A 21,264-nucleotide genomic window follows, 5' to 3' on the forward strand; every position below is an offset into this window, starting at 1 on the left:
GGATTAAAAGTGCGATCGAACAGAGGTTAGCAATTTGAAGCTTAAATTGCTGATTTTATTATACTGTTAAATATCACAGGTCAAAGTGACGACGGAAGCGGGGGTCTAGTTTGTCGGTTTTCTTTTGGTTGCAGGTGCCACAGAGGGTTTGCAAGTTGCTGATGTCGTTGCTGCCGCCGCGGGCTAGGGGGATGATATGATCGATCGTCAGTTGGGTTTCTAGCTTGGTTTGGCCGCAGCTTTGGCATTGGTATTTATTGCGAGTAAATACATATTTTCGGACTTCTGGGGGAATGGGAATTCTGGGGGTTTTAGACATGATGATTTTTAACCGCAGATGAACGCGAATAAACGCGGATGTTTGATGGATTAGCTGGATGAGTTTTCTTGATTGAGAAGTTGGCGGCGCAAATCATCGAGGGGGGATTCTGGTTTGCTAGTTTCTGATTCGTTGTTTTCTGGTGTTTCTTCAACGTCTGGTTCGTCTGGGCAAAATTCTATAGTGACATTGAGTTTGAGCTTCATCTTTCCTTTCTTCCACCCCTGAGCACCCACTCTGAGAATTTCACAATCTATACCTTCACCAAACCAGTTCTCATAAGCATTAGGTTGTTGGTCAGTATTTGAACCTACATAAATGTAGAGTTTTTGTTGACTCAGCAAGTGAGTGAGTTTCTCTCCTAACCCATATTCAGGCAAAACTCCATTTACTGTTTCCTTGAGTTTTTCTACTTTAAGCATTGCGTTACCGAAAGATAAAGCATCCTCATTACCGCAGTTGTGAAAATCAAATTTATCTTCCATATTAATCTTTAAGTTGTTTAAACTGTCATCCTAACTATTTTAGAGTAGTATCTCTGTTTTGACAATTGCCCCGGCGAATAGAATTGGCAGCTATACAAACGATGTCCGCCGGACGCCGACTAAGAATGTCTTCAACCCGCGTCGGCGGGTTTTGTCTGTGTAGCTGCGATTTCCAATCGCCTGGTTTTCAATCGCCGGATTTCCAATCATTCACCATCCACCGAAACACTATCATTTTGCCCGATTACAGGCAACAAATGCTCGTGCAACTTCATTGCCTGCAAACAACTATTAATCCCAGAAACCGCCCGATCGTACTCTTGAATCTTTTGCTCATTCTCAGCTTGCCGCCGCAGGTTCCCAGCAATCTTTTCCTCCGCCTCCTGTGCCAAAGTTTGCTCCAAATAATCGCGGGCTTGACTGTATTTCTGCAAAATATCATCAGCTTGCTTTTGTGCCAGCGGCAACAAATGCTCTTTCAGCGTTTGGTTGACAGTTTGGCGGAAAGTTTGCCGAATAGTTCTAGATACTTTCGGCTCAAAATCCAGCCGCAATAATTGTCGAATTGCCGGTTGGGCATCAACCATATTTTCGCAGTCGAAACCTTGAGAAGTTTGCTGCAATGTTTCCCGGAATTGATAAATTGAAAATGTGCCTTCGTCGTAAAAACGGGGACTTTCTCGCACGTAGCGATCGCACTCAACGCCCGCCGCATTTACCAAAGCATCAGAAACCCGCTTTGATAACTCCTCTAACTGCTGTTCAATGCCCCCATCATTCCCCAACAACCGATAGAGTAATCGATAGTATTCCGACTTGCGAACGTTATCTTTCAAATACTGGAAATAATTATCAACCAGTGACTTAGTAGCCTCTACTAAAATATCTTCCAACTGATTCGCTAAATAATAAAGTGCTTCAACTAAAACAGCAATTAAAGGTGCTGTAGCATTGCGGGGATGATTCCGCAAAGTGCGTCCGTAAGCCGCCTCAACAGAAAATCCGTCTAACAATTCATCCAAGCGCCGGATCATCCGAGATTGCAGTTGCCGAAAGTCTATATCGAAAATATCGCATCTGTTCATAATCATTTCATTGACTTCTTCGGCGATATGTTCCCGAAAATCCTGTCCAACTTGCTGCAATTCTTGATTTAGCCGCAAAAGTTCTTGTGCTTTCATTGCTTCAATTTCGCGGGGCTGGCTGTCCAAGTTCCGCTGAATTGTTTGGTAATGTTTCCGCAGTTGAATGCACAAGTCTTCTAAGTCGTCAGCTAAATTTTTGAACAGTTGCGGGCGTTTTTCTTCTGTGAGGTAACGGGTGATGGCTGTGCGAAAATCTTCGATTCCGCTATCTTGAATTAATTGAGTAATTAATGGTTGTCCTTGCTCGGCAAGAATCCGCACGTAGTTTTCATTTGGTGTTTCGTAGCTGTTAACTGAAATGCGAAATTTGCTCGGAGATAGCTTACCGGAATTCGCACAGTAGCGATTAAATTCACTAACAAATTGCGGAGTTTCTTCACTATTACCGAGTAACTCTGAATCTAATTTATCATCTCCAGAAACTCGCCCTTGGCTGGTGGCAAAGATTGTATTTAAACCAAAGCGATCGCGCCCTGTTGTCCCTCGAATCAAACTCCCGTAAAACCCCAACAATCCGCTAGTTTTGTAAACTCTCGCAGTATCGCGAAAGTCGGAATTAATCAGATTTTCTAAGCGCTGTCGCAGTTGCGTGTTGTACCAAGTTTCGTCAATGCGGTTAAAAATGTAAAACAGTCGATCGCGAATTCCCGGATTTCCCCGTGTTTTTTCCATCAACTCGGTTTCCTCCGTCGTCATTTCCCCAGACGAAGCCGCTTTTAAAACGCATACAACCGCCGAAGTATCCGGGCTTTCAATCTTATCATAAGTCAATTCTGCATCCCGCTGCACCGGCGCATCAATTCCCGGCGTATCGATAATAATATTGCCATCTTGCAGCAGCGGATGATAACAGTAATATTCCACTCGCTTGAGTACAGCACTGTTACTACCGCGACGGGCATAACTAGCAGCTTCCTTGAGATTGGAAAAGTTAAACTGTTCCATTGAGTAGGTAGCGTTTTCGAGAGTTTGGATGCGCTCGCGATTTGCCTCAAAACCTTCCAACAGCAGCATCAAAGCCTTAGCTTGTTTGGCTCGCTCCGATTTATTTTCGCCGCCTTCCTTTTCAATAATTATCTTACATCCCTGACACAAAAGCGGCACTACATCTGTGTGATTAATATTAAGTTCAGTAGTTAAACCTAACCTTTCACAAAGAGTATGTGCTTGTTCTCGAATTTCAAAGTCACTCAAAAAAGTGAGAACAACTCGCTCTTTTTCAGGATCAGCAAAGGCGATATAACATTCAGTACCTGTCGCGTGTCCTTCAGCACTGTAGAGCAATTCCCGCTCCAGCAAAGCATTAATTAGCATTGATTTTCCCGCACTGAAAGCCCCGGCAAACACAATTTCAAACTCAGGAGAAATTGCCTTTTTCAGAGAAGCTTGTACCGCCGTGATATCTTGTTGTCGCAAAGACGATTCCTGACGCAGCAGTTGCACTAAAGAATCAACTTGCTCTTGCAGGTTGTTGCATTGAGGGGGCATTTGAGTCATGGCGGCAGACTGCTCCTGATTGTGGGAAAATTATCTTATTGTTAATTCTCTGCTAGTTCAGAAATAATCACAACAGTAATTTTACTTATGCGAGCCAGGATTGCTGAAAGTGCGATCGGCTATTCTGGCGACAAATCATATTGTGTACGGTTGTTTCGGAATGATTAAACCGCAGAGGGCGCAGAGGGCGCAGAGGAAGAGAAGAGAGAGATGGATAATTCTGATACCAAGGGATTTGTTATTATCTATTTACAGCCAAGCATCTCCTAAGTTTTCGCACACAATTGGTAGTAAGGCGCGCATTATGGCGCCCCTACAAAATTAAACGGGCGCATTGCTTACTCTACATTAAACTGATAAATCCTGGCGCGGTTTAAAAGACTCAACCTCTCGCAACTTCTGGTACAATTCTCTTTCTTCGTCACTAATTTCTGTGGGAATTAACACCTGAATTTCTACTAGCTGATCGCCCCGATCGCCATTTCCCGTCGGATAGCCCTTGTTAGCCAGCCGCAACCGCTTTCCAGACGTTACTCCCGGTGGCAATTTCATTTTCACCCTACCATCCAGCGTCGGTACTTCCACATCTCCACCCAACACCGCTTCGCTGGGAGTCAGAGGCAATTCGCAGCAAATATCCGACATTTCCAATCGAAAAAATGGATGGGGAGAAACCGTGATTTTCAAATATAAATCTCCGCCGCCAATACCTTGATTTCGCAAGCGAATCCGCTGGCCTGATACCATAGCAGGAGGCAGATTCACCTCGATCGCTCGCCCATCTTCCAAACGAATTCGCTCGGTACCACCCGAATAAGCCCTTTCCAAAGGCAGAGTTAGCCTCGCCTCAATGTCTCTTCTCGTTTCGCGATCGACTGTTTCTCTAATTTCCCGTCGCATTTCGCGATCGGCTATATCCCTTCTGATTTCGCGATCGACTATCTCCCGTCGCATTTCGCGATCGACTGTTTCTCGTCGCATTTCGCGATCGTCCACATCCCGTCGCATTTCGCGATCGACTGTTTCCCGTCGCATTTCGCGATCGTCTGTTTCTCGTCGCATTTCGCGATCGTCGAAATCCCTTCTAGGTGGGCGAGAATTAGCAACATAACTCGTTTTCTTAGAAGCCGTACTCCACGGTTCAGAGGAGGCTACTCCCGCTGCATCATTCGCTGTCGCCATCCTCACTTCCCGGCGTCTTCCGAGCACTTGATCCAGAAATTTATTAAAATCCGAGTAATCGCTAAAATCTACATCTTCGGTCGGTTTTTTGCGGGTTGTTTTACTGTTTCCCCAAGTTTTGAAATTGGGAAGTCGCACCCCTTGCTTTCCTTGAAATCCTTTTTGTTTCCAGAATTTACTAAACTGATCGTATTGAGCGCGCTTGTCGAGATCGGAAAGAATATCATAAGCTTCATTAATATCCTTAAACCTATCTTCAGCAGATTTATCACCTGGATTTACATCGGGGTGCAACTGTCTGGCCAGCCGTCGATAGGCTTTTTTTATCTCATCAGCCGTGGCATCTTTGGGCACTCCCAAAATTAGATAGTAATTGCGAAAATTCTGCATAGTTGGAGAAGGAAGAAGGAAGAAGGATGAGGGATGAGGGATGAAGGATGAAGGATGATGTTTTATCCTTCTAGTTTGTTGATTGTACTGACAATTAATCGTGTGAGTTCATCTACTTCTTTGATAACTGGTGAGATTTTTTCGGGTGCTGCTAATCCTACTCTTTCAGAAATCACTAGATGAGTATCCAGTTCTCTGAGCGAACCGAGAGCTATTCGCAAATATCGAATCTACTCTTGTCTAGTAACACGCCCATATCCCTCCGCAATGTTAGCTGGTACTGATACAGATGCACGGCGAATTTGACTGGTAATACCATAAAGTTCAGACGAATGAAAAGATTTAGTTAATTCGTAGCAAAGTTGACAAAGATAAATACCCCCCTGCCAGATGTATTGTTCTCTATGGGTCATACAACATAATTTTCTCCTTACTTACCATAGTAATCTTTATCTAATTCAAAGAAGTCTAGTGTAGGAGAGGAGAAAGAAAGAATATGAGAAGAATTAGGAAAACAGCCGTCACAAATTCTCAGCCGAAAATCCACTATTTTCCTTCTTCCTTCTTCCCTCTTCCTTCTTCCTTCTTCCTTCAATTACAGCCAATCGTCGTCATCATCCCAATCGTCGCTTTGATTTTGATAAGGGCGAGTGGGGCGATTAGCACTGCTTCTACGATCGCCCATGCGATCGCCCATACGATCGCCCATACGATCGCCGGTGCGATCATAGGGTCGATCATAGGGTCGATCGGGAATTGGATCGACAGTCGATCGCCTGTACGGCTTAGCATTGGTATAATAGCTGCTGTCATCGCTGCGCCGCTTGGTACCGTCCCCCGTAAAAGTCCGCTTCACAGACTCAAAGAAATCATCATCATCGTCATCCATCGCAAACGCGGAAACTTCCCGGCTCAAATCGTAAAGAGCATCCTGCAAATCCGAACCAACTTGGTCAACTCCGCGCTCATCATTGCGTTCCAAACTGTCTCGCAATTCCCGAATTAAAGTTTCAATTCGCTGGCGGCTTCTTTGAGCAAACTGCATTCCGCGATCGAGCGCAACTTCCCGCAACTGCCGCTCGGCTTGATAAGCTAAAGCTTCAGCGCGATTGCGTTTTTCCACCTTTTCCCGCTGCAACTTATCAGCTTGAGCAAACTGTTCCGCATCGCGAATCATTTGATTCACTTCCTGCTGAGTCAGCGTCGAAGCACCTTGCACAGTAATGCTTTGTTCCCTGCCGGTAGTTTTGTCCAAAGCAGTCACCAACAGCATCCCGTTAGCGTCAATATCAAAAGCTACTTGCACCTGCGGAATCCCTCGCGGTGCCGGCGGAATTCCAGTTAGTTTAAACCGTCCCAAAGATTTATTATCTCTGCCTAATTCCCGTTCGCCTTGGATCACGTGAATTTCTACTACAGTTTGGTTGTTTTCAGCAGTCGAAAAAATGTCCGATCGCCTGACGGGAATAGTAGTATTCCTCGGAATCAATTTTTTCATCACCCCGCCGATAGTTTCCAAACCCAGCGACAGCGGCGTCACATCCAACAGCAGCACATCGCGGACATCCCCACCCAAAATACCCGCTTGAATTGCCGCACCCACCGCCACAACTTCATCGGGATTCACATTTTGATTGGGTTCTCGATCAATCAAACTGCGAACAACTTCCTGAACCAAAGGAATGCGAGTCGAACCGCCGACTAACACAACTTCATCAATGCGAGAAGGACTCAAACTTGCATCAGCCAAAGCTTGTTTGACCGGACGCCGCAGCCGCTGCACCAAATCTGTGCACAGCCCCTCAAATTGACCGCGAGTCAGCCGCGTTTCCAGATGCAAAGGGCCATCTTCGTTCGCATCGATAAACGGCAAATTAATCTCGGTGACACCGACTCCCGACAGCTCAATCTTGGCTTTTTCTGCCGCTTCGATCAAGCGCTGCAAAGCTTGCCGGTTGCGTCGCAAATCAATTCCTTCTTTTTCTAAGAATTGTTCTGCCAACCAGTCAACAATTTTAGAGTCAAAATCATTGCCACCCAATTGAGTGTCACCGCTAGTTGCTTTAACTTCAAATACTCCGTCTCCCACGTCTAAGATAGAGACATCAAAAGTACCGCCACCCAAATCAAACACTAAAATAGTTTGACTTTCTCGCCTCTCCAAACCGTAAGCCAAAGAAGCCGCCGTTGGCTCATTTAAAATCCGCTTAACATCAAGTCCCGCAATTCGTCCAGCATCCCGCGTCGCCTGTCGCTGCGAGTCGTTGAAATAAGCGGGAACAGTAATTACAGCCCCCGTCACCTCTTGTCCCAGATAGCGGCTGGCTTCATCGGCCAGCTTTCGCAACACCATCGCCGAAATTTCCTCTGGGGCAAAATCTTTTTTCAGGCGGGGACACTTGATTTTGATGTTCCCGTTTTCGTCGCGGCGAGTTGTGTAAGGAACGCGCTTTGATTCTGGAGTCAGTTCGGTATATTTGCGTCCGATGTACCGCTTGACAGCGTAAAAGGTGTTTTGCGGGTTGAGAACAGTCTGGCGTCTGGCCATCTGTCCCACAAGGCGTTCTCCTTCCTTTGTGAAAGCAACTACCGAGGGAGTTGTCCGCATCCCTTCTGCATTGGCAATCACAACCGGTTTGCCGCCTTCCATGACGGCTACTACTGAGTTTGTTGTTCCGAGGTCAATGCCAACTACTTTACCCATGCGTCAGTTGTCTCCTGTGGCGTTGTGTGTAGCCTTTTCAATATAAGCGTTAAGTATGATTGCATTTATTGTACCGCGTCGAGAAGCGGGGGCTGCGGGGGGATTGCCTCACTTTGGTCAAGCGGCTGCGGTTGGCTGGGTGCGATCGCTCCCCTGGTGGATTGGCGAGATCCTGCGAGGAGTAGGAGTGTGAACTTGGGAAAGCCCTGTATGTTCATCTTTTGACAGGAAAAAAAGTTTCAGAATTGATTAACTAATGCGTTTTGCTAAACTAAAAGCAGCTAGCAGGATTGTTGAGCAAAGAGGAACATAAAAATATGACTGTCAACTCTGTTCAAAATTCAGAATCCTCTCAAGAGCACTCGATCGTTGACGTGCAGCATACAAGCTGCTGCATTGTGGGAGGTGGGCCTGCGGGTGCTGTTTTAGCATTACTTTTAGCGAGGCAAAACATTCCAGTCATCCTGCTAGAACTACACAAAGATTTCGATCGAGAATTTCGCGGCGATACGCTGCATCCGTCTGTAATGGAAATTATGGAGCAATTGGGTTTAGCAGCACAATTGCTGGAATTGCCCCATACAAAAATGCGCCAACTCACCATCCAAGCTGCTGGGAATACCGCCACACTCGTAGATTTATCCCGTCTCAAAACCAAGTATCCTTACATCACTATCCTTCCCCAAGTCAAGTTTCTCGAATTCATCATTACCGAAGCGCAGCGCTACCCCAGTTTTCAGCTAGTAATGGGAGCTAATGTCCAAGAAACGATCGTAGAAAATGGGATTGTGTGCGGAATTCGATACCGGGGACGCGGGGGATGGCATGAAGTGCGATCGACCCTCACTGTTGGTGCAGACGGTCGCTTTTCCCGCCTTCGCCAATTAGCAGGTTTTGAACCGATTAAAACTTCCCCGCCGATGGATGTCCTTTGGTTTCGTTTGCCGCGCAGTCCCCATGATGTCAAAGATTTCGGCGTGGGAGGTCGAGCTGTTGGAGGTCATTTATTAGCTATAATTGACCGCTTGGATTATTGGCAACTCGGTTACATTATTCTGAAAAGTAGCTATCAGAAATTGCGCGAATCAGGAATAGAAACTTTGCAAAAATCTGTTGCTGAATTAGCACCAGAATTTGCAGATAGGGTAGAGCAACTGAAAGAGTGGTCGCAAATTTCTTTTCTGTCGGTTGAATCGAGTCGCCTTCCCCGCTGGTATCGTCCCGGTTTACTCTTAATTGGGGATGCCGCTCACGTCATGTCGCCCGTAGGCGGTGTGGGAATTAACTATGCTATTCAAGATGCTGTCGTGGCGGCTAATGTACTCAGCGCCCCCCTGAAAAACAATCACTTGCATCTGTGGGATTTGGCAGAGGTGCAGCGACAGCGGGAGTTGCCCACGCGGGTAATTCAAGCATTTCAATCGTTTGTACAGGAGCGAATTATTAAGGGGGCATTAGATACAAATCGACCGTTTACACCGCCACTTTTGTTGCAGTTACCAATTTTGCGAAATATTCCAGCGCGATTAATTGGTTTTGGATTAACTCGGGTTCGGGTGCGAAATTAATCAGATACACCAATCCTAAATATAGAGGTAGAATGACGCACGGGTGGTCAGAAACCGGGTTTTTTGACGAAAATCTTTCGCACTCACCCACATATTCGGTAAAAAACCCGGTTTCTTTGGCATAGATGAGTAATTCCTGACAAGATTGAATTTCAGTACAAACTTAAAGAGGTCACAGTTATGCAAAGTATTAAAGTACGATCGCGCGTTGGTTCGGACGGGATGTTGCATTTGCAAATCCCCGGTGGTATCAAAGATACAGATTTGGAAGTTATTGTAATTTTTCAGCCTATAGCACCTGCAACTGAGGCTAAAACGCCGGAAGATTTGGGCTGGTCGCCCGGTTTTTTTGAGACAGTAATAGGAAGTTGGGAGGGAGAACCGCTTGTTCGTCCTGAGCAGTTGGAATATGAAATCCGGGAAGAATTGCTGTGATTTATCTTTTAGACACCAATACTTGCATCCGTTTGTTAAATCCAGACCGCAACTCATCGGTATCTCGCCGACTAGCAATGATGCGGTCAGGTGATGTAGCAATATGCTCTGTAGTTAAAGCAGAACTTTACTGGGGTGCTTTTAAAAGTTCTCGTCAAGATAGCAATCTAGCTAGACTAGAACGTTTTTTCAATGAGTTTGTAAGTTTGCCTTTTGATGACCAGTCTGCCCTAATTTACGGTCAAATTCGCGATCAATTAGCTGCATCTGGAACACCTATCGGCCCTCATGACCTCTTGATTGCGTCTATTGCTCTCGCCAACAACCTAATTCTTGTAACTCACAATACCCGCGAGTTCAGCCGCGTTGAGGGTTTGCATCTGGAGGATTGGGAGATAGAGGTCTGAGTTAGATGTATCGAGTTTGCATCTACTCAAAATCAAAACTTCTTTCACAACAAAACAATGCTTGGGACCCAAATAAAACTATGAAATTCACCTTAGATGTAGAAAACAACCCTACAGGCTGGCCAGACCACACTCAGCTACCCGAATCCGACGGCACTTTTGTGAAGAATTTCCAAGAACATCCCCAAAGCATCCTGTTAACCGATTCAATTACTCCCGTCTTCCAAAGCATTCATCCAGATGGTAACTATTGTATCGGTCAAGACAGCGGCATTTATTGGCGATTAACTGAGCCGCTAGAACGGGGTGCAGAAGCACCCGACTGGTTTTATGTACCTAATGTTCCGCCAACTATTGACGGTCAATTGCGCGGTTCTTATGTGATGTGGCAAGAATTTGTAGCACCGTTAATTGTGTTAGAATTTGTATCGGGCAATGGTGCAGAAGAACGGGACACAACGCCTTTATTGCGATCGGGTCAACAGGAAACTAAGCCGGGTAAATTCTGGATTTATGAAAATGTGATCCGTCCGGCCTTTTACGGGATTTATGAAGTAACTAAGGCTAGCGTTGAAGTCTATCACCTGATCGAAAATAGGTATCAATTAGTTGCTGCAAATGAGCGCGGTCATTATTCCATTGAACCGTTAGGGGTGGAATTGGGAATTTGGCAAGGAAGGTATCAAAATGTTGAGTTACCTTGGCTGCGCTGGTGGGATAGTGCAGGAAATTTGCTGTTATCGGGAGCAGAAAGAGCTCAACAAGAACAGCAAAGAGCCGATCGCGAACAAGAAAGAGCTCAACAAGCAGAAGACCAATTAGAGCAATTGCGCGCTCAGTTGCGATCGGCTGGAATTGAACCGGAATTGTGAATTGTCTGCAAGGGCGATCGCCCCCATCCCCACCCATCGCACGTAAAAACTTTACAAGGGCGATCGGGAACTCCGATCGCTCCTATTGAAGCTAAAATCGAACAACAACCCCAAATAAATCTATGGGACTCTTTGACAAGATTCGCGGCGAATTTGTCGATATCATCGAATGGTTGGACAATACCAGTGACACCATTGCCTATCGATTCGAGCGTCACCAAAACGAAATTAAACAAGGTGCTAAACTAACTGTACGACCAGGACAAATAGCAGTCTTTGTCAACGAAGGCCAAGTGGCCGATGTCTTCGATCCTGGAATGCACGAACTGTACACCCGCAACTTACCCATTCTCAGCACCTTAAAAGGTTGGCCCTACGGTTTCAACTCTCCCTTTAAAGCAGAAGTCTACTTTTTTAACACCAAAATATTTACCAACCTGAGATGGGGAACCTCTAACCCTGTAATTATCCGCGATCCAGAACTCGGCCCAGTGAGAATGCGGGCTTTTGGCACATACAACATTAAAGTTTCCCATCCAGAACAACTCTTAAAACAACTAATCAGCACTGACGGACTATTTCAAGTAGATGAAATCAGCGATCAACTCCGCAATACAATAGTCAGTGCCTTTGCCAATTGGGTTGGCAATTCCCGCGTTCCCCTGCTAGACTTTGCAGCCAACTACACCCACATGGGCGAACAGGTACGAGTTGCCATAGAGCCAAGTATCCAGCAGTTTGGGTTAGAGTTAACTCAGCTATTAATTGAAAATATCTCGATGCCGCCTGAAGTTGAAGAAGCACTCGACAAACGAGCCTCAATAGGACTTCTGGGAAATATGCAGCAATATACCCAATATCAATCTGCTAACGCCATAGAAGCATCAGCAAATAACCCTAGCGGCGGCAATCAAGCATTAGAATTTGGCATGGGAATGGCACTAGGTCAGCAAATGACAAATATGATGCAGCCGCCAGCATCGCAGACTCCGCCGCCACCTCCCCCGCCAACACAAACTCAGTGGTATATTGCCCAGAACGGTCAACAATTAGGCCCTTTTGAATTGCATCAACTTCTGCAAAATGGTTTGACACATCAGGTAATGGTGTGGCGTGCGGGTTTTGACGGCTGGAAGTTAGCATCGCAAGTGCCGGAATTAGCATCTTTGTTGGCGACAGTACCGCCGCCTCCCCCGCCAGCCGCCGCCTAAAATGTTGGATATTTAGTTAATTAGTAATTGGTAATTGGGATGCTTTCCCGATTACCAATTACCAATTACATCACCAATTAACCATTATGAATACTTCGGAATCTGCTGTTAAACGTTTTCCCTGTCCTAGCTGCGGGGCTTATTTAGAGTTCAACCCCCAAGCAGGAAAGCTCAAGTGTGCTTACTGCGGCTGGGAAGATGCAATTCCCCAAACTGCCCAAGAGGTAAAGGAGAACTCTTACGAACAATATCTCCAAGTCGATCGCACGGCGCTGACAACTTTATCAACAACAGCCCTTGAAGTAAAATGCAATGATTGCGGAGCAAGTGTTACTTTTGAACCGCCGAAAGTAGCGGGTAGATGCCCATTTTGTGCTTCTCCAATTGTGACGCAACCTGCAAAGGCTAGCCCTAGCGTGCATCCAGAGGGAATTGTACCTTTTGAAGTTACTGATAAACAGGCCAGAGAAAGCATTCAGAAGTGGCTCAGCAATCGCTGGTTTGCTCCCTCTGCTTTGAAATCCCTAGCCCAACAGGAGAAAATTCAAGGGGTTTATTTGCCGTTTTGGACTTACGACACTTACACGGTTAGTTACTATAGGGGCGATCGCGGAGAACACTACTACGTAACTGAAACTTATACGGAAACAAACGCGCAGGGCGAAACAGAAACTAAGACTCGCCAAGTGCAACATACTAGGTGGTGGCCTGTTTCTGGCAGAGTCGATCGCTTTTTTGACGATATTCTGATTCCCGCTACAAATTCAGTCGATCGCCCGCGCCTGGATGCGTTAGAACCTTGGCATCTCAAGGAGTCGCTGCGCCCTTACAATTCATCTTATTTAGCTGGGTTTGAAGCGCAGCGATCGCAAGTTTCTCTCACTCAAGGATTTGAATCTGCTAAAAATGTCATGGCCGGTACTATTCACTCGGATGTTTGTAGGAATATTGGTGGCGACGAGCAGCGGGTTCACAGCATTTCCACTGATTACAATGCTATCACTTTTAAGCATATTTTGCTACCTGTGTGGTTGTGTGCCTATCGCTATCAAAACCAGCGATATCAAGTAATGGTTAATGCACGCACCGCTGAAGTTCAAGGCGAACGTCCCTACAGTATTTGGAAAATTACTGCTGCTGTTGTTAGCGGTGTCGTGCTTGCGGGTGTTATGTACCTATTGTTTACTGGTAATTGGAAATATATCCGTGTTCCTGGTCTGCCTCAACCGCAACCTCAACCAACTTCCCTACCTGTACCTAGCCAAAAATTACCGCCAGCGCCTGTTCCCTCTACCGCACCTGTACCTAGCCAAAAATTACCGCCAGCACCTATTCCCTCTTCTAATTAATTGATGGTTCGTTAGACCTCTGGCATAATTCTTGTGGAACAGCCATCCTGCCTTTTCAACACTTGCTTTTCACTCCTAAGTCTATTTTTTATTTAAACGAAGTACAACCGCGTCTAGGAGCGATAACTTGCTAAGACCAATTCACTATGAAGGTACACGCTCATATAGGCTAAAGTAGAGGAAAGCCAATATGCTCAACAAATTTTAGGTAGAAATCCACGAAACGGTTGAAGAACTAGAGCATCGACTCGAACGGGCTATAATCGCAGTAAGCACGCGAAAAATTACTGATATTATACTGCAGTGCCATCACACAAATCAAAACAAGAGAAGAATTAGCCACGATGCGGAAGCGAATGGATAATGGTAGCTTTCAGAAGTTTCTCTTATTAGACTAACTCTCTGCATATAATGTCAATATATTTACCGGCCTCTAGTCCTGAATTAAATCCGATGGAAAAAATGTGGGAACATCCAAAAAAAGACCTAAAGTGGGAAAATTATTCGAGTTTAGATAAACTTAAAAAACAGGGAGATATAATTATCAAATCTCTCACGAATGAATAAGTTTGAGATCTCTGTGGTTGGGACTAGATCCTTGAAGCTATATTAAGTGCAGATTGATAGTGAATTGGTATGAGGAACTGGTGTAATTGGTCACCTGTCATTTAATTGCTGTAATTCAGCTCGTTTTTTAAGGTTTTGGGAAAGTGCCAATAAGGCGTTTCTAATTCGTCCTCTGTTGGAGAATTTTCAGTTGAGTTTTCTCGGATTTGAAAAAAGTAGTAGAGGTTAGCCACAGTTAAATCGGATATTTCTTGCCAATTCGAGGCAGCTAAAGCTTGATAGCCAGTAGCGATCGCCTGCTGGCTGACATAAACTTCGTATCCCCGGCGGATTTCCGGCGACACAGCGAAGGTTAGCTGGTCGCGCAAGGATAGAAAGTGAGACTTTTGCTTTAAAGTTTCATAAAGTGAAGGTTCCGCAGCTAATACCGCGAATGTAGTGTACACGCTGCTTTTTAAACTCTCGCCGGCGAGTTTATCTAAACTAGCTAACTGGTGCTGCTCTTTTGGAGACAAAGTTTCCATCCAATCAACCTCATTTTGCCAAAATTCTATTACACTTAAATCATGACCGAGAATCCTAGTAACTTCAGGAAATAAAAAATCTAGTTCGGCTTCGGATTGACATCCTTTAACAACAGTTAGAAGATTTTGACGAATTTTTGATTGGAGTTCCAGCAGGCGATCGCTCACCATATCGTAGGCCCGCTGCAAGTGAAACGTGACCCCGATCGCCTGCTCGATCGCCCAAACACATTCCATTTGCCTGAGTTGTCCGGCAGAACACAGCCCCTCCAACAAACTAGGATTATCATAAATTTTTAAAGCCTCAAACAGCATATCCCGCCCGCTATTAATTTCGGAATTCCGAAGTTTAATATCTGGCACTGTCAGGGCTGACTGACAGCGTTTGATAGCTTTAGAAAAAATCTCATAACCATTAACCAGTTTCTGGCGGTGCATTTCAAAACTAGAGTCGTGAGCCACCTTAAAAATCTGCTGGATCACCTCTACTCCCCTATCTTTGAGGATGTGTCTGAGATCGATAAACCCGTCTTTAATTTTTAGCTTCTGGTGCTTGGCCTCTTCTCGGATTTTTAATACTTGGTTGAGGTTTACTGCTGATAAAACTGTGTTCGATACAGCGCCAATACCAATGACAGCAGCAGTCGCTTGCATCACTGCCAAATTAATTTTCAGACAGTTAAGCATTCTGTATGTTTTTTGAAACCCCTGATGAGTTTGAGCCACCTGCAACGGCGCCAGTGTCACGTACACGGGAGCTACCAGCGGCTGTATGGGGCCACCTCCGGCTAACTGTGCGAGCAATCCTATAACTCCGCGATCGGATAGAGTTTCACTTCTTGATTGATAAAAAATTTTTGCAAGCTCCACAAACTCCCCTGTCACCGGATCTCTAGCTGCCGGGAGCAATTTTCCTGTTTTGGCAGCAGGCTGTACTAGGTTGCCACTATTGAGTCGCGCCTGAGTTGCAGGGGTGAATATATAATCCATGTTGTGGCTCAGTTTCCATTCAAAAAGGCAGATGTTCTGTATTGTATGCTGTTTAGGGAAACGAGGAATGAAAGGAAATGAATGAGTATCTCAAGGCATTCCAGGCTATTACCCTGTTTAGCGATCGATTGTTGGCAGACGAATATCAATCCGTGGAGATTAAACAGTCAGCTACCCAACTCAGTTTAGATGTGGAACCTTGTATTGACGAAATTAAGCAATCTGCCATCAGACTCAAGGGGCTACTTCAGGTATGTTTCAAAGATGTATCTCAGGCTGAGGATGTCTGGAATAGCAAGCCGAGAATTGCTGGAGCATCTCCTGTTGATGTCTGGGAGCAAATTGGCGAACTAAGCGGATGCGATGTAAGAATTCGCAGTTTAGGAAAACAGGGCAAATATGATGCTGTTGCTAAAGTTCGCCAATCTTGGAGCGACAAGGCGACCAAGTTAAAAAATCAGTGGTTTTTGTGGGATAAAAAACCTCAAGTCTTTCAAAGAGATACTATTGGTTTTTTTGAAAAAGATAATTTACACAAAGAGTTGCGGAATGAAGTTGATGTCCAAGCCGAGCGAGTGATTTTAATTATGGAGAATGAACTGAGTTTAATTTTTCAAGAATTACAATCTATTGATATAGAAAAAATTGAATTTTGCATTCAATGCTTCGACCTAAACAGTCAGTCGAAATTTAGAGAGCGACTACAATCAATAGGCGGGGAGATTGTATCGAAGTTTACGGAGCCACTGAAATATTTGCCTGATTCTTATATGAAAACTTTTAAAGAAACCCTGAAAGAACCAGTAGAAACTCTGGTTCATAAAAGCAAGATGGGAATCAGTTTGGTCGATTTTGAAGAGTCCTGTAAAGTGATTGGGTTAATCCTGGATCATGTAATTATATCAGTTTTTGAGGAGCGAATGAAACTGGCAATTCAAACAGTTGAAAAAGCGATTAAATTCTACAATAATTTTTTAGAGAAGCAGGCGCGGTATCAGAAAGAGACGCCGGAACAGCGATCGGCGGAAAAAGATTGGATCGAATGCCAGCGGCAGCAACTGAGGGAAGTTCAGCAGTATATTGATGCAGTCATCAATCATTAGTGGTTAGTCATTAGTAATTGGCAATTTGTAATTAGGAGTTAGTAATGAGTGTTTTAACTACTAATTACTAACTCATAACTTCTGAATTCACCCAAACAGGACTTACGCCGAACCTAATTAATTATTTACGGCTCCCTGCACACCGCACCTTAGCGCTAGAATTCGCGCGTCAAACCACTTTTTGCGTAAGTCCTGCTAAAAATAGAAGCCCCGTAATTAAGTCAGGGAAATAAAAAATTAGACTTTAGTTCAACCTCCCAATCAAGGCTGGGGAGTTGACCTAAAATCTAAAATCTAAAATCTAACATCGAATGACTATTGATATTGACCGCTGATTTCGTAAACGATCGCGCCCAAAGATGCCAAACTAGCTAGAATGAGCATCCCGGCGGGCATGAATTTGCGAGTTTTTACAAGCCGTAAAATAAAGACTATTACTAAAACAGCCGAGATGGCTGCTGCTAATGTTAAACCCCAACTTTGTCCCATAAGCTGCGCGGTGCCGGCAAAAATTAGCAGCGAACCGCTAATCAAGCCCGAAATGAGCGAGGCTTGGCTTTTGGCCTTGATATAACCCATGATGCCGCCAACCAGTGTTAAAATGCCGTAGCCGATCGCCGCTGCTGTCCCTAAATTCATTTTTAATCCTCCCGATTTCACTCTTTGCATCTAAATTTATACAGCGCGGCCTGCAATTAGTGTCACGAATTGTTAGAAAATTTATTAAAGCCAGTCAGGATATCTAACTGTTCTACAATTGCCATTATGTCAGCCCTAACTTCTGGTGCGATCGCCCAAATCCGTTACCTCCAGCGCCAAGCAGCATCCCTGCTGCTGTATCAATCGGTTTTCAAAAGCCCTGTCGGTCAAGCTTTTCTCGACTTGCTGCAAGCCCTCCACCACAGCGAAGTCAGCGGTTTGGAATGTCAGGTAGCTTACGGGAACTGGTTCAAACTTCAGGCTGCTAAAAATTTAAGCTGGAAAGATTCTCTGATTTCCGAAATTCTCAAAGACGAAAACCCCTTTTCTCGCCGAGCACAGCAAACAGATTTTGCAAGTTTGCCCCCCGCGTTGGTGGAGGCCGCCCGACATGATTTACAAGTGCTGCAAAATATTTACGAATGCAGCAGCGAACAATTGAGCAAGTGGGTGCGGGTAGCGGGTCAACTTGACGCAGTGCCTCCGATTTGGCATTCAGAAACTGTAGCAGAACAGGGAGATTTGCCGCTGCACGGAAAACTAGAAAAATGGTCGAGCGCGGCGGAATCTCTGGCAGTTTATTACCGACAGTTTGGCACTGGTTTGTTTGCCGAATATCGCGCTTTTAGGTGGCGGGGAGGGGAGTTGGCGAATATTTCGCATCCCGATGGCATAACTTTAAAAGAGTTGGTTTGCTGCGATTGGCAACGGGATGCTCTGGTGAAAAATACGGAGTTTTTATTGGCAGGTTATCCGGCTTTGCACGTCTTGCTGTACGGGAGCCGCGGTTCCGGCAAGTCTTCTTTGGTGAAGTCGCTGTTAAATGAATTTGGATCTCGCAATCTGCGCTTGATTGAAGTATCTAAATCGGATTTGCAAGATTTGCCGTTAATTGTCGAGCAGTTGCGGGGAGTTCCTCAAAAGTTTATTATTTTTGTGGATGACCTTTCCTTTGAGGAAGATGACGATGCTTTTAAAGCTCTGAAAGTTGTCTTGGAGGGGAATGTCACTGCTCGCTCTCAAAATGTGGTAGTTTACGCCACATCTAACCGCAGGCATTTAATTCGAGAGTTTTTTGATGACAGGCCTCGCCCAGGCGATGGAGAGGAAGTTCACGCTTGGGATACTGTGCAGGAAAAACTTTCATTTAGCGATCGATTTGGCTTGACTTTAACTTTTGAACCGGCCGATCAAAACACTTATTTAACAATTGTCCGACATCTGGCAGAACTTGCTGGAGTCAAACTCGCTGCTGAGGATTTGGATCACCGCGCTAAAGAATGGGCAACTCGTCGCAATGGGCGATCTGGCAGGACTGCGCGGCAGTTTGTTGATTTCCTGAAAGCAGATTTAGCCATTTTTCACAAGTAGATCGTCTGCGCTGGGAAGGCGGGTTTTAACTGAGATGTTACATCCTTCTCAATAAGTTTTTTATGAACAGGCAAGATGCCTGTTCCACAATAAAATTCACTCTTTGTGGAACAGGCATCTTGCCTGTTGCTTACAAGGGTGCAAGATGCCTGTTTTAGCCGATATATGGGAAGGCAATTCTGGATAGGAATCAACCCGCCCTTACAGCACCCAAGGGCGAAATAAAAATTCTTAATTTTTTCATAATTTTATTGATAACAACTAACTAACAAAATTTGATATAATTATCAAAATCCCCAAAGAAACCTCCAGAGCCAGAACCTATCCTGACTCCCTAAATCGACCACTAAATAACGAGGAAAATATCATGGGTTTATTTGATAAAGTATCGCAGACTCGTAAAGAAACGGACGTAACGTTAGGGCCTGCCGAAGCATTTGCGGCGATCGCGCTAATTGCCGTAGCAGCCGACGGTTACATTAATGACAGCGAAAGTAAAGCAATTAGCATGACGCTATCTCGGATGCAACTGTTCCGCAGTTATCCCGATGACGTGATGAGAAAAATGCTCGATCGCCTGCTGATGATTCTGCAACGGCAAGGAGTTGAGGTACTGTTTAATGCTGCTTTGGCAACGCTTCCTGACGAACTTAAAGAAACCGTTTTTGCTGTGACAACTGATATGGCTTTAGCAGATGGCGAGGTTTCAGAAGAAGAAGAACAACTTTTGAACGATCTTTACAGTGCATTGGGGATTTCCGAAGATATTGCCCTCAAGATTATAGACGTGATGTTGATTAAGAACAAAGGTTAAGAAATCAGGGGAAGGAGTGAGGAGGGCGAATTTTACAATATAAAAAATTAGCGCCTACTTACTTAGCTGACAACTTCTCCAAAAGTGCGGTTTTACCGATATGATGGTTGGTAAAATTGCGATCAAATTTGCGATCGCCAGCTACTACCTCAAATGCCTTTCACTTACACCCGCACTGTTCGCTTTCAAGATACCGATGCTGCTGGAGTCGTTTACTTTGCTAACGTTTTGGCGATGTGCCACGAAGCTTACGAGGCATCTCTAGCAGCATCGGGAATCAATCTCAAAGCATTTTTCAGCAATTCCGAGGTTGCCTTTCCCATAATTCATGCTAGTGTAGATTTTTATCGCCCAATGTTTGCGGGCGATCGGCTGACGATTCAATTGACGCCCAAACAAGTTACTGGCGATGAATTTGAAATTGCCTATCAAGTATTTTCTCAGGAAGTTGCAGGCAGAAGCGCTGCTAAAGCTCTGACTAAGCACGTCTGCATCGATGCAGTTAGCCGAAATAGAAAACAGCTATCTGAAGACTTGATGCAGTGGATGAAGAAAATTGAGATTGAAATTTCAGATTAGTTCTATCTTTAAATAATAGCAGGGTATGACAGTCAAATTTCTGTTTTGTGGATATTATTTCTGACTTTTTGATATTATGTCAAATCGCAATTATGCCATTGTGGGCACGGGAGCTTTAGGCGGATTCTACGGTGCTAGACTGCAACAAGCAGGTTTAGAAGTCAATTTTTTGCTACGCAGCGATTACGATCAGGTCAAAAAACACGGTTTGATTGTCGAGTCTCCCGAAGGCGACTTCACCCTCCCCCACGTCCGCGCCTACCACAACACGCATAAAATGCCTAAGTGCGACGTAGTAATTGTAGCGCTGAAAACAACTCAAAATCACTTTTTGCCCCAAATTTTGCCTCCTTTATTAAAGGATAACGGCGCGGTTTTAGTATTGCAAAACGGATTGAATGCGGAACCGGAAGTAGCTAAAATTGTTGGTGCAGAACGAGTGGTTGGCGGGCTGTGTTTTCTCTGCTCTTATAAAGTTGGGCCCGGTCACATATGCCACCTAGATTACGGCACTATCACCCTGGGAGAATATGCCCAAGACTACAAAGCAATCGGTATTACTGATAGATTGCACCAAATTGCTAAAGATTTTAAACGTGCTCACATTCCTATTAAGATGAGCGAAGATTTGCTATTGTCAAGGTGGAAAAAACTGGTTTGGAATATTCCTTATAACGGGCTGTCTGTAGTGTTGGATGCGAGAACTGACGAACTGATGGCTAATCCCGATACTCTGATTTTAGTTAAGGAAATCATGGGGGAAGTGGTAGCGGGAGCCAAAAGTTGCGATCGCATTATTCCAGATGACTTTATCCCACATATGCTCGAATACACTCAGAAAATGAAGCCTTACCGCACAAGCATGAAAATCGATTATGATGAATCGCGGCCCCTGGAAGTTGAGGCGATTTTTGGTAATCCGATACAGGTGGCGCAGCAAGCAGGTATTAAGTTGCGACAAATAGAGGTACTTTACCGAATGTTGAAGTTTATGGATTTTCAAAGGCAAGAAGCGGAGAGGACGAGAAGGCTATTAGGTTTGTCGTAATTAGT

At 44.8% G+C, this 21,264-nt stretch carries 20 protein-coding genes and 1 pseudogene; 13 read left to right on the top strand and 8 right to left on the bottom strand.

The genetic code is table 11. The annotated features are described in order from the left end of the window. Positions 1-73 precede the first annotated feature (73 nt). The 6 genes and pseudogenes from QUA04_RS09280 to dnaK form a co-directional block, all read right to left on the bottom strand. A complete protein-coding gene (locus QUA04_RS09280; RefSeq protein WP_015179287.1) occupies positions 74-319 on the bottom strand; it encodes an HNH endonuclease in 246 nt (81 codons plus the stop codon). 50 nt (positions 320-369) lie between these two features. After that, on the bottom strand, positions 370-804 hold the full coding sequence (locus QUA04_RS09285; protein ID WP_333255904.1) for a KGK domain-containing protein: 435 nt from the start codon (positions 802-804) through the stop codon (positions 370-372). Positions 805-1,010: 206 nt separating this feature from the next. Next, positions 1,011-3,446, bottom strand: a complete 2,436-nt coding sequence (locus QUA04_RS09290) for a dynamin-like GTPase family protein (RefSeq protein ID WP_333255906.1) — start codon at positions 3,444-3,446, stop codon at positions 1,011-1,013. A 348-nt stretch (positions 3,447-3,794) separates the two neighbouring features. Further along, entirely contained in the window at positions 3,795-5,018 is a 1,224-nt protein-coding gene (locus tag QUA04_RS09295) for a J domain-containing protein (protein ID WP_333255908.1), read from the bottom strand. Between the two features lie 62 nt (positions 5,019-5,080). Further along, a pseudogene (locus tag QUA04_RS09300) lies at positions 5,081-5,431 on the bottom strand (four helix bundle protein). 182 nt (positions 5,432-5,613) lie between these two features. Next, positions 5,614-7,722 carry a molecular chaperone DnaK gene (gene dnaK / locus QUA04_RS09305; protein WP_333255910.1) on the bottom strand — a complete coding sequence of 703 codons (2,109 nt, stop codon included), beginning with the start codon at positions 7,720-7,722 and terminating at the stop codon, positions 5,614-5,616. A 55-nt stretch (positions 7,723-7,777) separates the two neighbouring features. On the opposite strand from dnaK, the gene QUA04_RS09310 reads away from it, so the two are divergent. The 8 genes from QUA04_RS09310 (at position 7,778) to QUA04_RS29930 (ending at position 14,131) form a co-directional block, all read left to right on the top strand. Further along, entirely contained in the window at positions 7,778-7,915 is a 138-nt protein-coding gene (locus tag QUA04_RS09310; protein ID WP_333255912.1) for a hypothetical protein, read from the top strand. A gap of 124 nt (positions 7,916-8,039) precedes the next feature. Then, entirely contained in the window at positions 8,040-9,290 is a 1,251-nt protein-coding gene (locus QUA04_RS09315; RefSeq protein WP_333255915.1) for an FAD-dependent oxidoreductase, read from the top strand. A 180-nt stretch (positions 9,291-9,470) separates the two neighbouring features. Then, positions 9,471-9,725, top strand: coding sequence for a hypothetical protein (locus QUA04_RS09320; protein ID WP_333255917.1), 255 nt, complete (start codon positions 9,471-9,473; stop codon positions 9,723-9,725). Continuing rightward, complete coding sequence (vapC, locus tag QUA04_RS09325; protein ID WP_333255919.1) at positions 9,722-10,132, top strand: type II toxin-antitoxin system tRNA(fMet)-specific endonuclease VapC; 411 nt, start codon at positions 9,722-9,724, stop codon at positions 10,130-10,132. Before QUA04_RS09320 ends, vapC begins: the two co-directional genes overlap by 4 nt. 80 nt (positions 10,133-10,212) lie before the next feature. After that, entirely contained in the window at positions 10,213-11,004 is a 792-nt protein-coding gene (locus tag QUA04_RS09330) for a Uma2 family endonuclease (RefSeq protein ID WP_333255921.1), read from the top strand. A gap of 122 nt (positions 11,005-11,126) precedes the next feature. Beyond that, a complete protein-coding gene (locus QUA04_RS09335) occupies positions 11,127-12,215 on the top strand; it encodes an SPFH domain-containing protein (RefSeq protein WP_333255923.1) in 1,089 nt (362 codons plus the stop codon). An 86-nt stretch (positions 12,216-12,301) separates the two neighbouring features. After that, a complete protein-coding gene (locus QUA04_RS09340) occupies positions 12,302-13,564 on the top strand; it encodes a hypothetical protein (RefSeq protein ID WP_333255925.1) in 1,263 nt (420 codons plus the stop codon). A gap of 411 nt (positions 13,565-13,975) precedes the next feature. Continuing rightward, complete coding sequence (locus QUA04_RS29930) at positions 13,976-14,131, top strand: transposase (protein ID WP_445242303.1); 156 nt, start codon at positions 13,976-13,978, stop codon at positions 14,129-14,131. A 101-nt stretch (positions 14,132-14,232) separates the two neighbouring features. Here QUA04_RS29930 and QUA04_RS09345 read toward each other — a convergent pair whose 3' ends face one another. After that, entirely contained in the window at positions 14,233-15,645 is a 1,413-nt protein-coding gene (locus QUA04_RS09345) for a hypothetical protein (protein ID WP_333255927.1), read from the bottom strand. A gap of 77 nt (positions 15,646-15,722) precedes the next feature. On the opposite strand from QUA04_RS09345, the gene QUA04_RS09350 reads away from it, so the two are divergent. Next, entirely contained in the window at positions 15,723-16,748 is a 1,026-nt protein-coding gene (locus tag QUA04_RS09350) for a hypothetical protein (RefSeq protein ID WP_333255929.1), read from the top strand. A 315-nt stretch (positions 16,749-17,063) separates the two neighbouring features. On the opposite strand, the gene QUA04_RS09355 is transcribed toward QUA04_RS09350, so the two are convergent. Continuing rightward, a complete protein-coding gene (locus QUA04_RS09355) occupies positions 17,064-17,387 on the bottom strand; it encodes a TMEM14 family protein (protein WP_190657231.1) in 324 nt (107 codons plus the stop codon). Between the two features lie 126 nt (positions 17,388-17,513). Here QUA04_RS09355 and QUA04_RS09360 point away from each other — a divergent pair, with 126 nt between their 5' ends. The 4 genes from QUA04_RS09360 to QUA04_RS09375 all read left to right on the top strand — a co-directional run bounded on the left by QUA04_RS09360 (position 17,514) and on the right by QUA04_RS09375 (position 21,259). Further along, positions 17,514-18,818 carry an ATP-binding protein gene (locus QUA04_RS09360; protein WP_333255933.1) on the top strand — a complete coding sequence of 435 codons (1,305 nt, stop codon included), beginning with the start codon at positions 17,514-17,516 and terminating at the stop codon, positions 18,816-18,818. A gap of 367 nt (positions 18,819-19,185) precedes the next feature. Beyond that, complete coding sequence (locus QUA04_RS09365) at positions 19,186-19,632, top strand: tellurite resistance TerB family protein (RefSeq protein WP_333255935.1); 447 nt, start codon at positions 19,186-19,188, stop codon at positions 19,630-19,632. Positions 19,633-19,785: 153 nt separating this feature from the next. Beyond that, complete coding sequence (locus QUA04_RS09370; RefSeq protein WP_333255937.1) at positions 19,786-20,211, top strand: thioesterase family protein; 426 nt, start codon at positions 19,786-19,788, stop codon at positions 20,209-20,211. A gap of 76 nt (positions 20,212-20,287) precedes the next feature. After that, on the top strand, positions 20,288-21,259 hold the full coding sequence (locus QUA04_RS09375; RefSeq protein ID WP_333255939.1) for a putative 2-dehydropantoate 2-reductase: 972 nt from the start codon (positions 20,288-20,290) through the stop codon (positions 21,257-21,259). Positions 21,260-21,264 lie beyond the last annotated feature (5 nt).

It is taken from the genome of Microcoleus sp. S13_C5 (assembly GCF_036700845.1).
Classification (GTDB): domain Bacteria; phylum Cyanobacteriota; class Cyanobacteriia; order Cyanobacteriales; family Microcoleaceae; genus Microcoleus.

Bases quoted from the DNA above. Each gene is read 5' to 3' on its own strand.
- QUA04_RS09280 (WP_015179287.1), bottom strand. From the start codon at position 319: ATGTCTAAAACCCCCAGAATTCCCATTCCCCCAGAAGTCCGAAAATAT.
- dnaK (WP_333255910.1), bottom strand. From the start codon at position 7,722: ATGGGTAAAGTAGTTGGCATTGACCTCGGAACAACAAACTCAGTAGTA.
- QUA04_RS09350 (WP_333255929.1), top strand. From the start codon at position 15,723: ATGAATGAGTATCTCAAGGCATTCCAGGCTATTACCCTGTTTAGCGAT.
- QUA04_RS09365 (WP_333255935.1), top strand. From the start codon at position 19,186: ATGGGTTTATTTGATAAAGTATCGCAGACTCGTAAAGAAACGGACGTA.
- QUA04_RS09375 (WP_333255939.1), top strand. From the start codon at position 20,288: ATGTCAAATCGCAATTATGCCATTGTGGGCACGGGAGCTTTAGGCGGA.
- QUA04_RS09320 (WP_333255917.1), top strand. From the start codon at position 9,471: ATGCAAAGTATTAAAGTACGATCGCGCGTTGGTTCGGACGGGATGTTG.
- QUA04_RS09310 (WP_333255912.1), top strand. From the start codon at position 7,778: ATGATTGCATTTATTGTACCGCGTCGAGAAGCGGGGGCTGCGGGGGGA.
- QUA04_RS09345 (WP_333255927.1), bottom strand. From the start codon at position 15,645: ATGGATTATATATTCACCCCTGCAACTCAGGCGCGACTCAATAGTGGC.
- QUA04_RS29930 (WP_445242303.1), top strand. From the start codon at position 13,976: ATGTCAATATATTTACCGGCCTCTAGTCCTGAATTAAATCCGATGGAA.
- QUA04_RS09290 (WP_333255906.1), bottom strand. From the start codon at position 3,446: ATGACTCAAATGCCCCCTCAATGCAACAACCTGCAAGAGCAAGTTGAT.
- QUA04_RS09335 (WP_333255923.1), top strand. From the start codon at position 11,127: ATGGGACTCTTTGACAAGATTCGCGGCGAATTTGTCGATATCATCGAA.
- QUA04_RS09315 (WP_333255915.1), top strand. From the start codon at position 8,040: ATGACTGTCAACTCTGTTCAAAATTCAGAATCCTCTCAAGAGCACTCG.
- QUA04_RS09330 (WP_333255921.1), top strand. From the start codon at position 10,213: ATGAAATTCACCTTAGATGTAGAAAACAACCCTACAGGCTGGCCAGAC.
- QUA04_RS09295 (WP_333255908.1), bottom strand. From the start codon at position 5,018: ATGCAGAATTTTCGCAATTACTATCTAATTTTGGGAGTGCCCAAAGAT.
- QUA04_RS09355 (WP_190657231.1), bottom strand. From the start codon at position 17,387: ATGAATTTAGGGACAGCAGCGGCGATCGGCTACGGCATTTTAACACTG.
- QUA04_RS09285 (WP_333255904.1), bottom strand. From the start codon at position 804: ATGGAAGATAAATTTGATTTTCACAACTGCGGTAATGAGGATGCTTTA.
- QUA04_RS09360 (WP_333255933.1), top strand. From the start codon at position 17,514: ATGTCAGCCCTAACTTCTGGTGCGATCGCCCAAATCCGTTACCTCCAG.
- QUA04_RS09370 (WP_333255937.1), top strand. From the start codon at position 19,786: ATGCCTTTCACTTACACCCGCACTGTTCGCTTTCAAGATACCGATGCT.
- QUA04_RS09340 (WP_333255925.1), top strand. From the start codon at position 12,302: ATGAATACTTCGGAATCTGCTGTTAAACGTTTTCCCTGTCCTAGCTGC.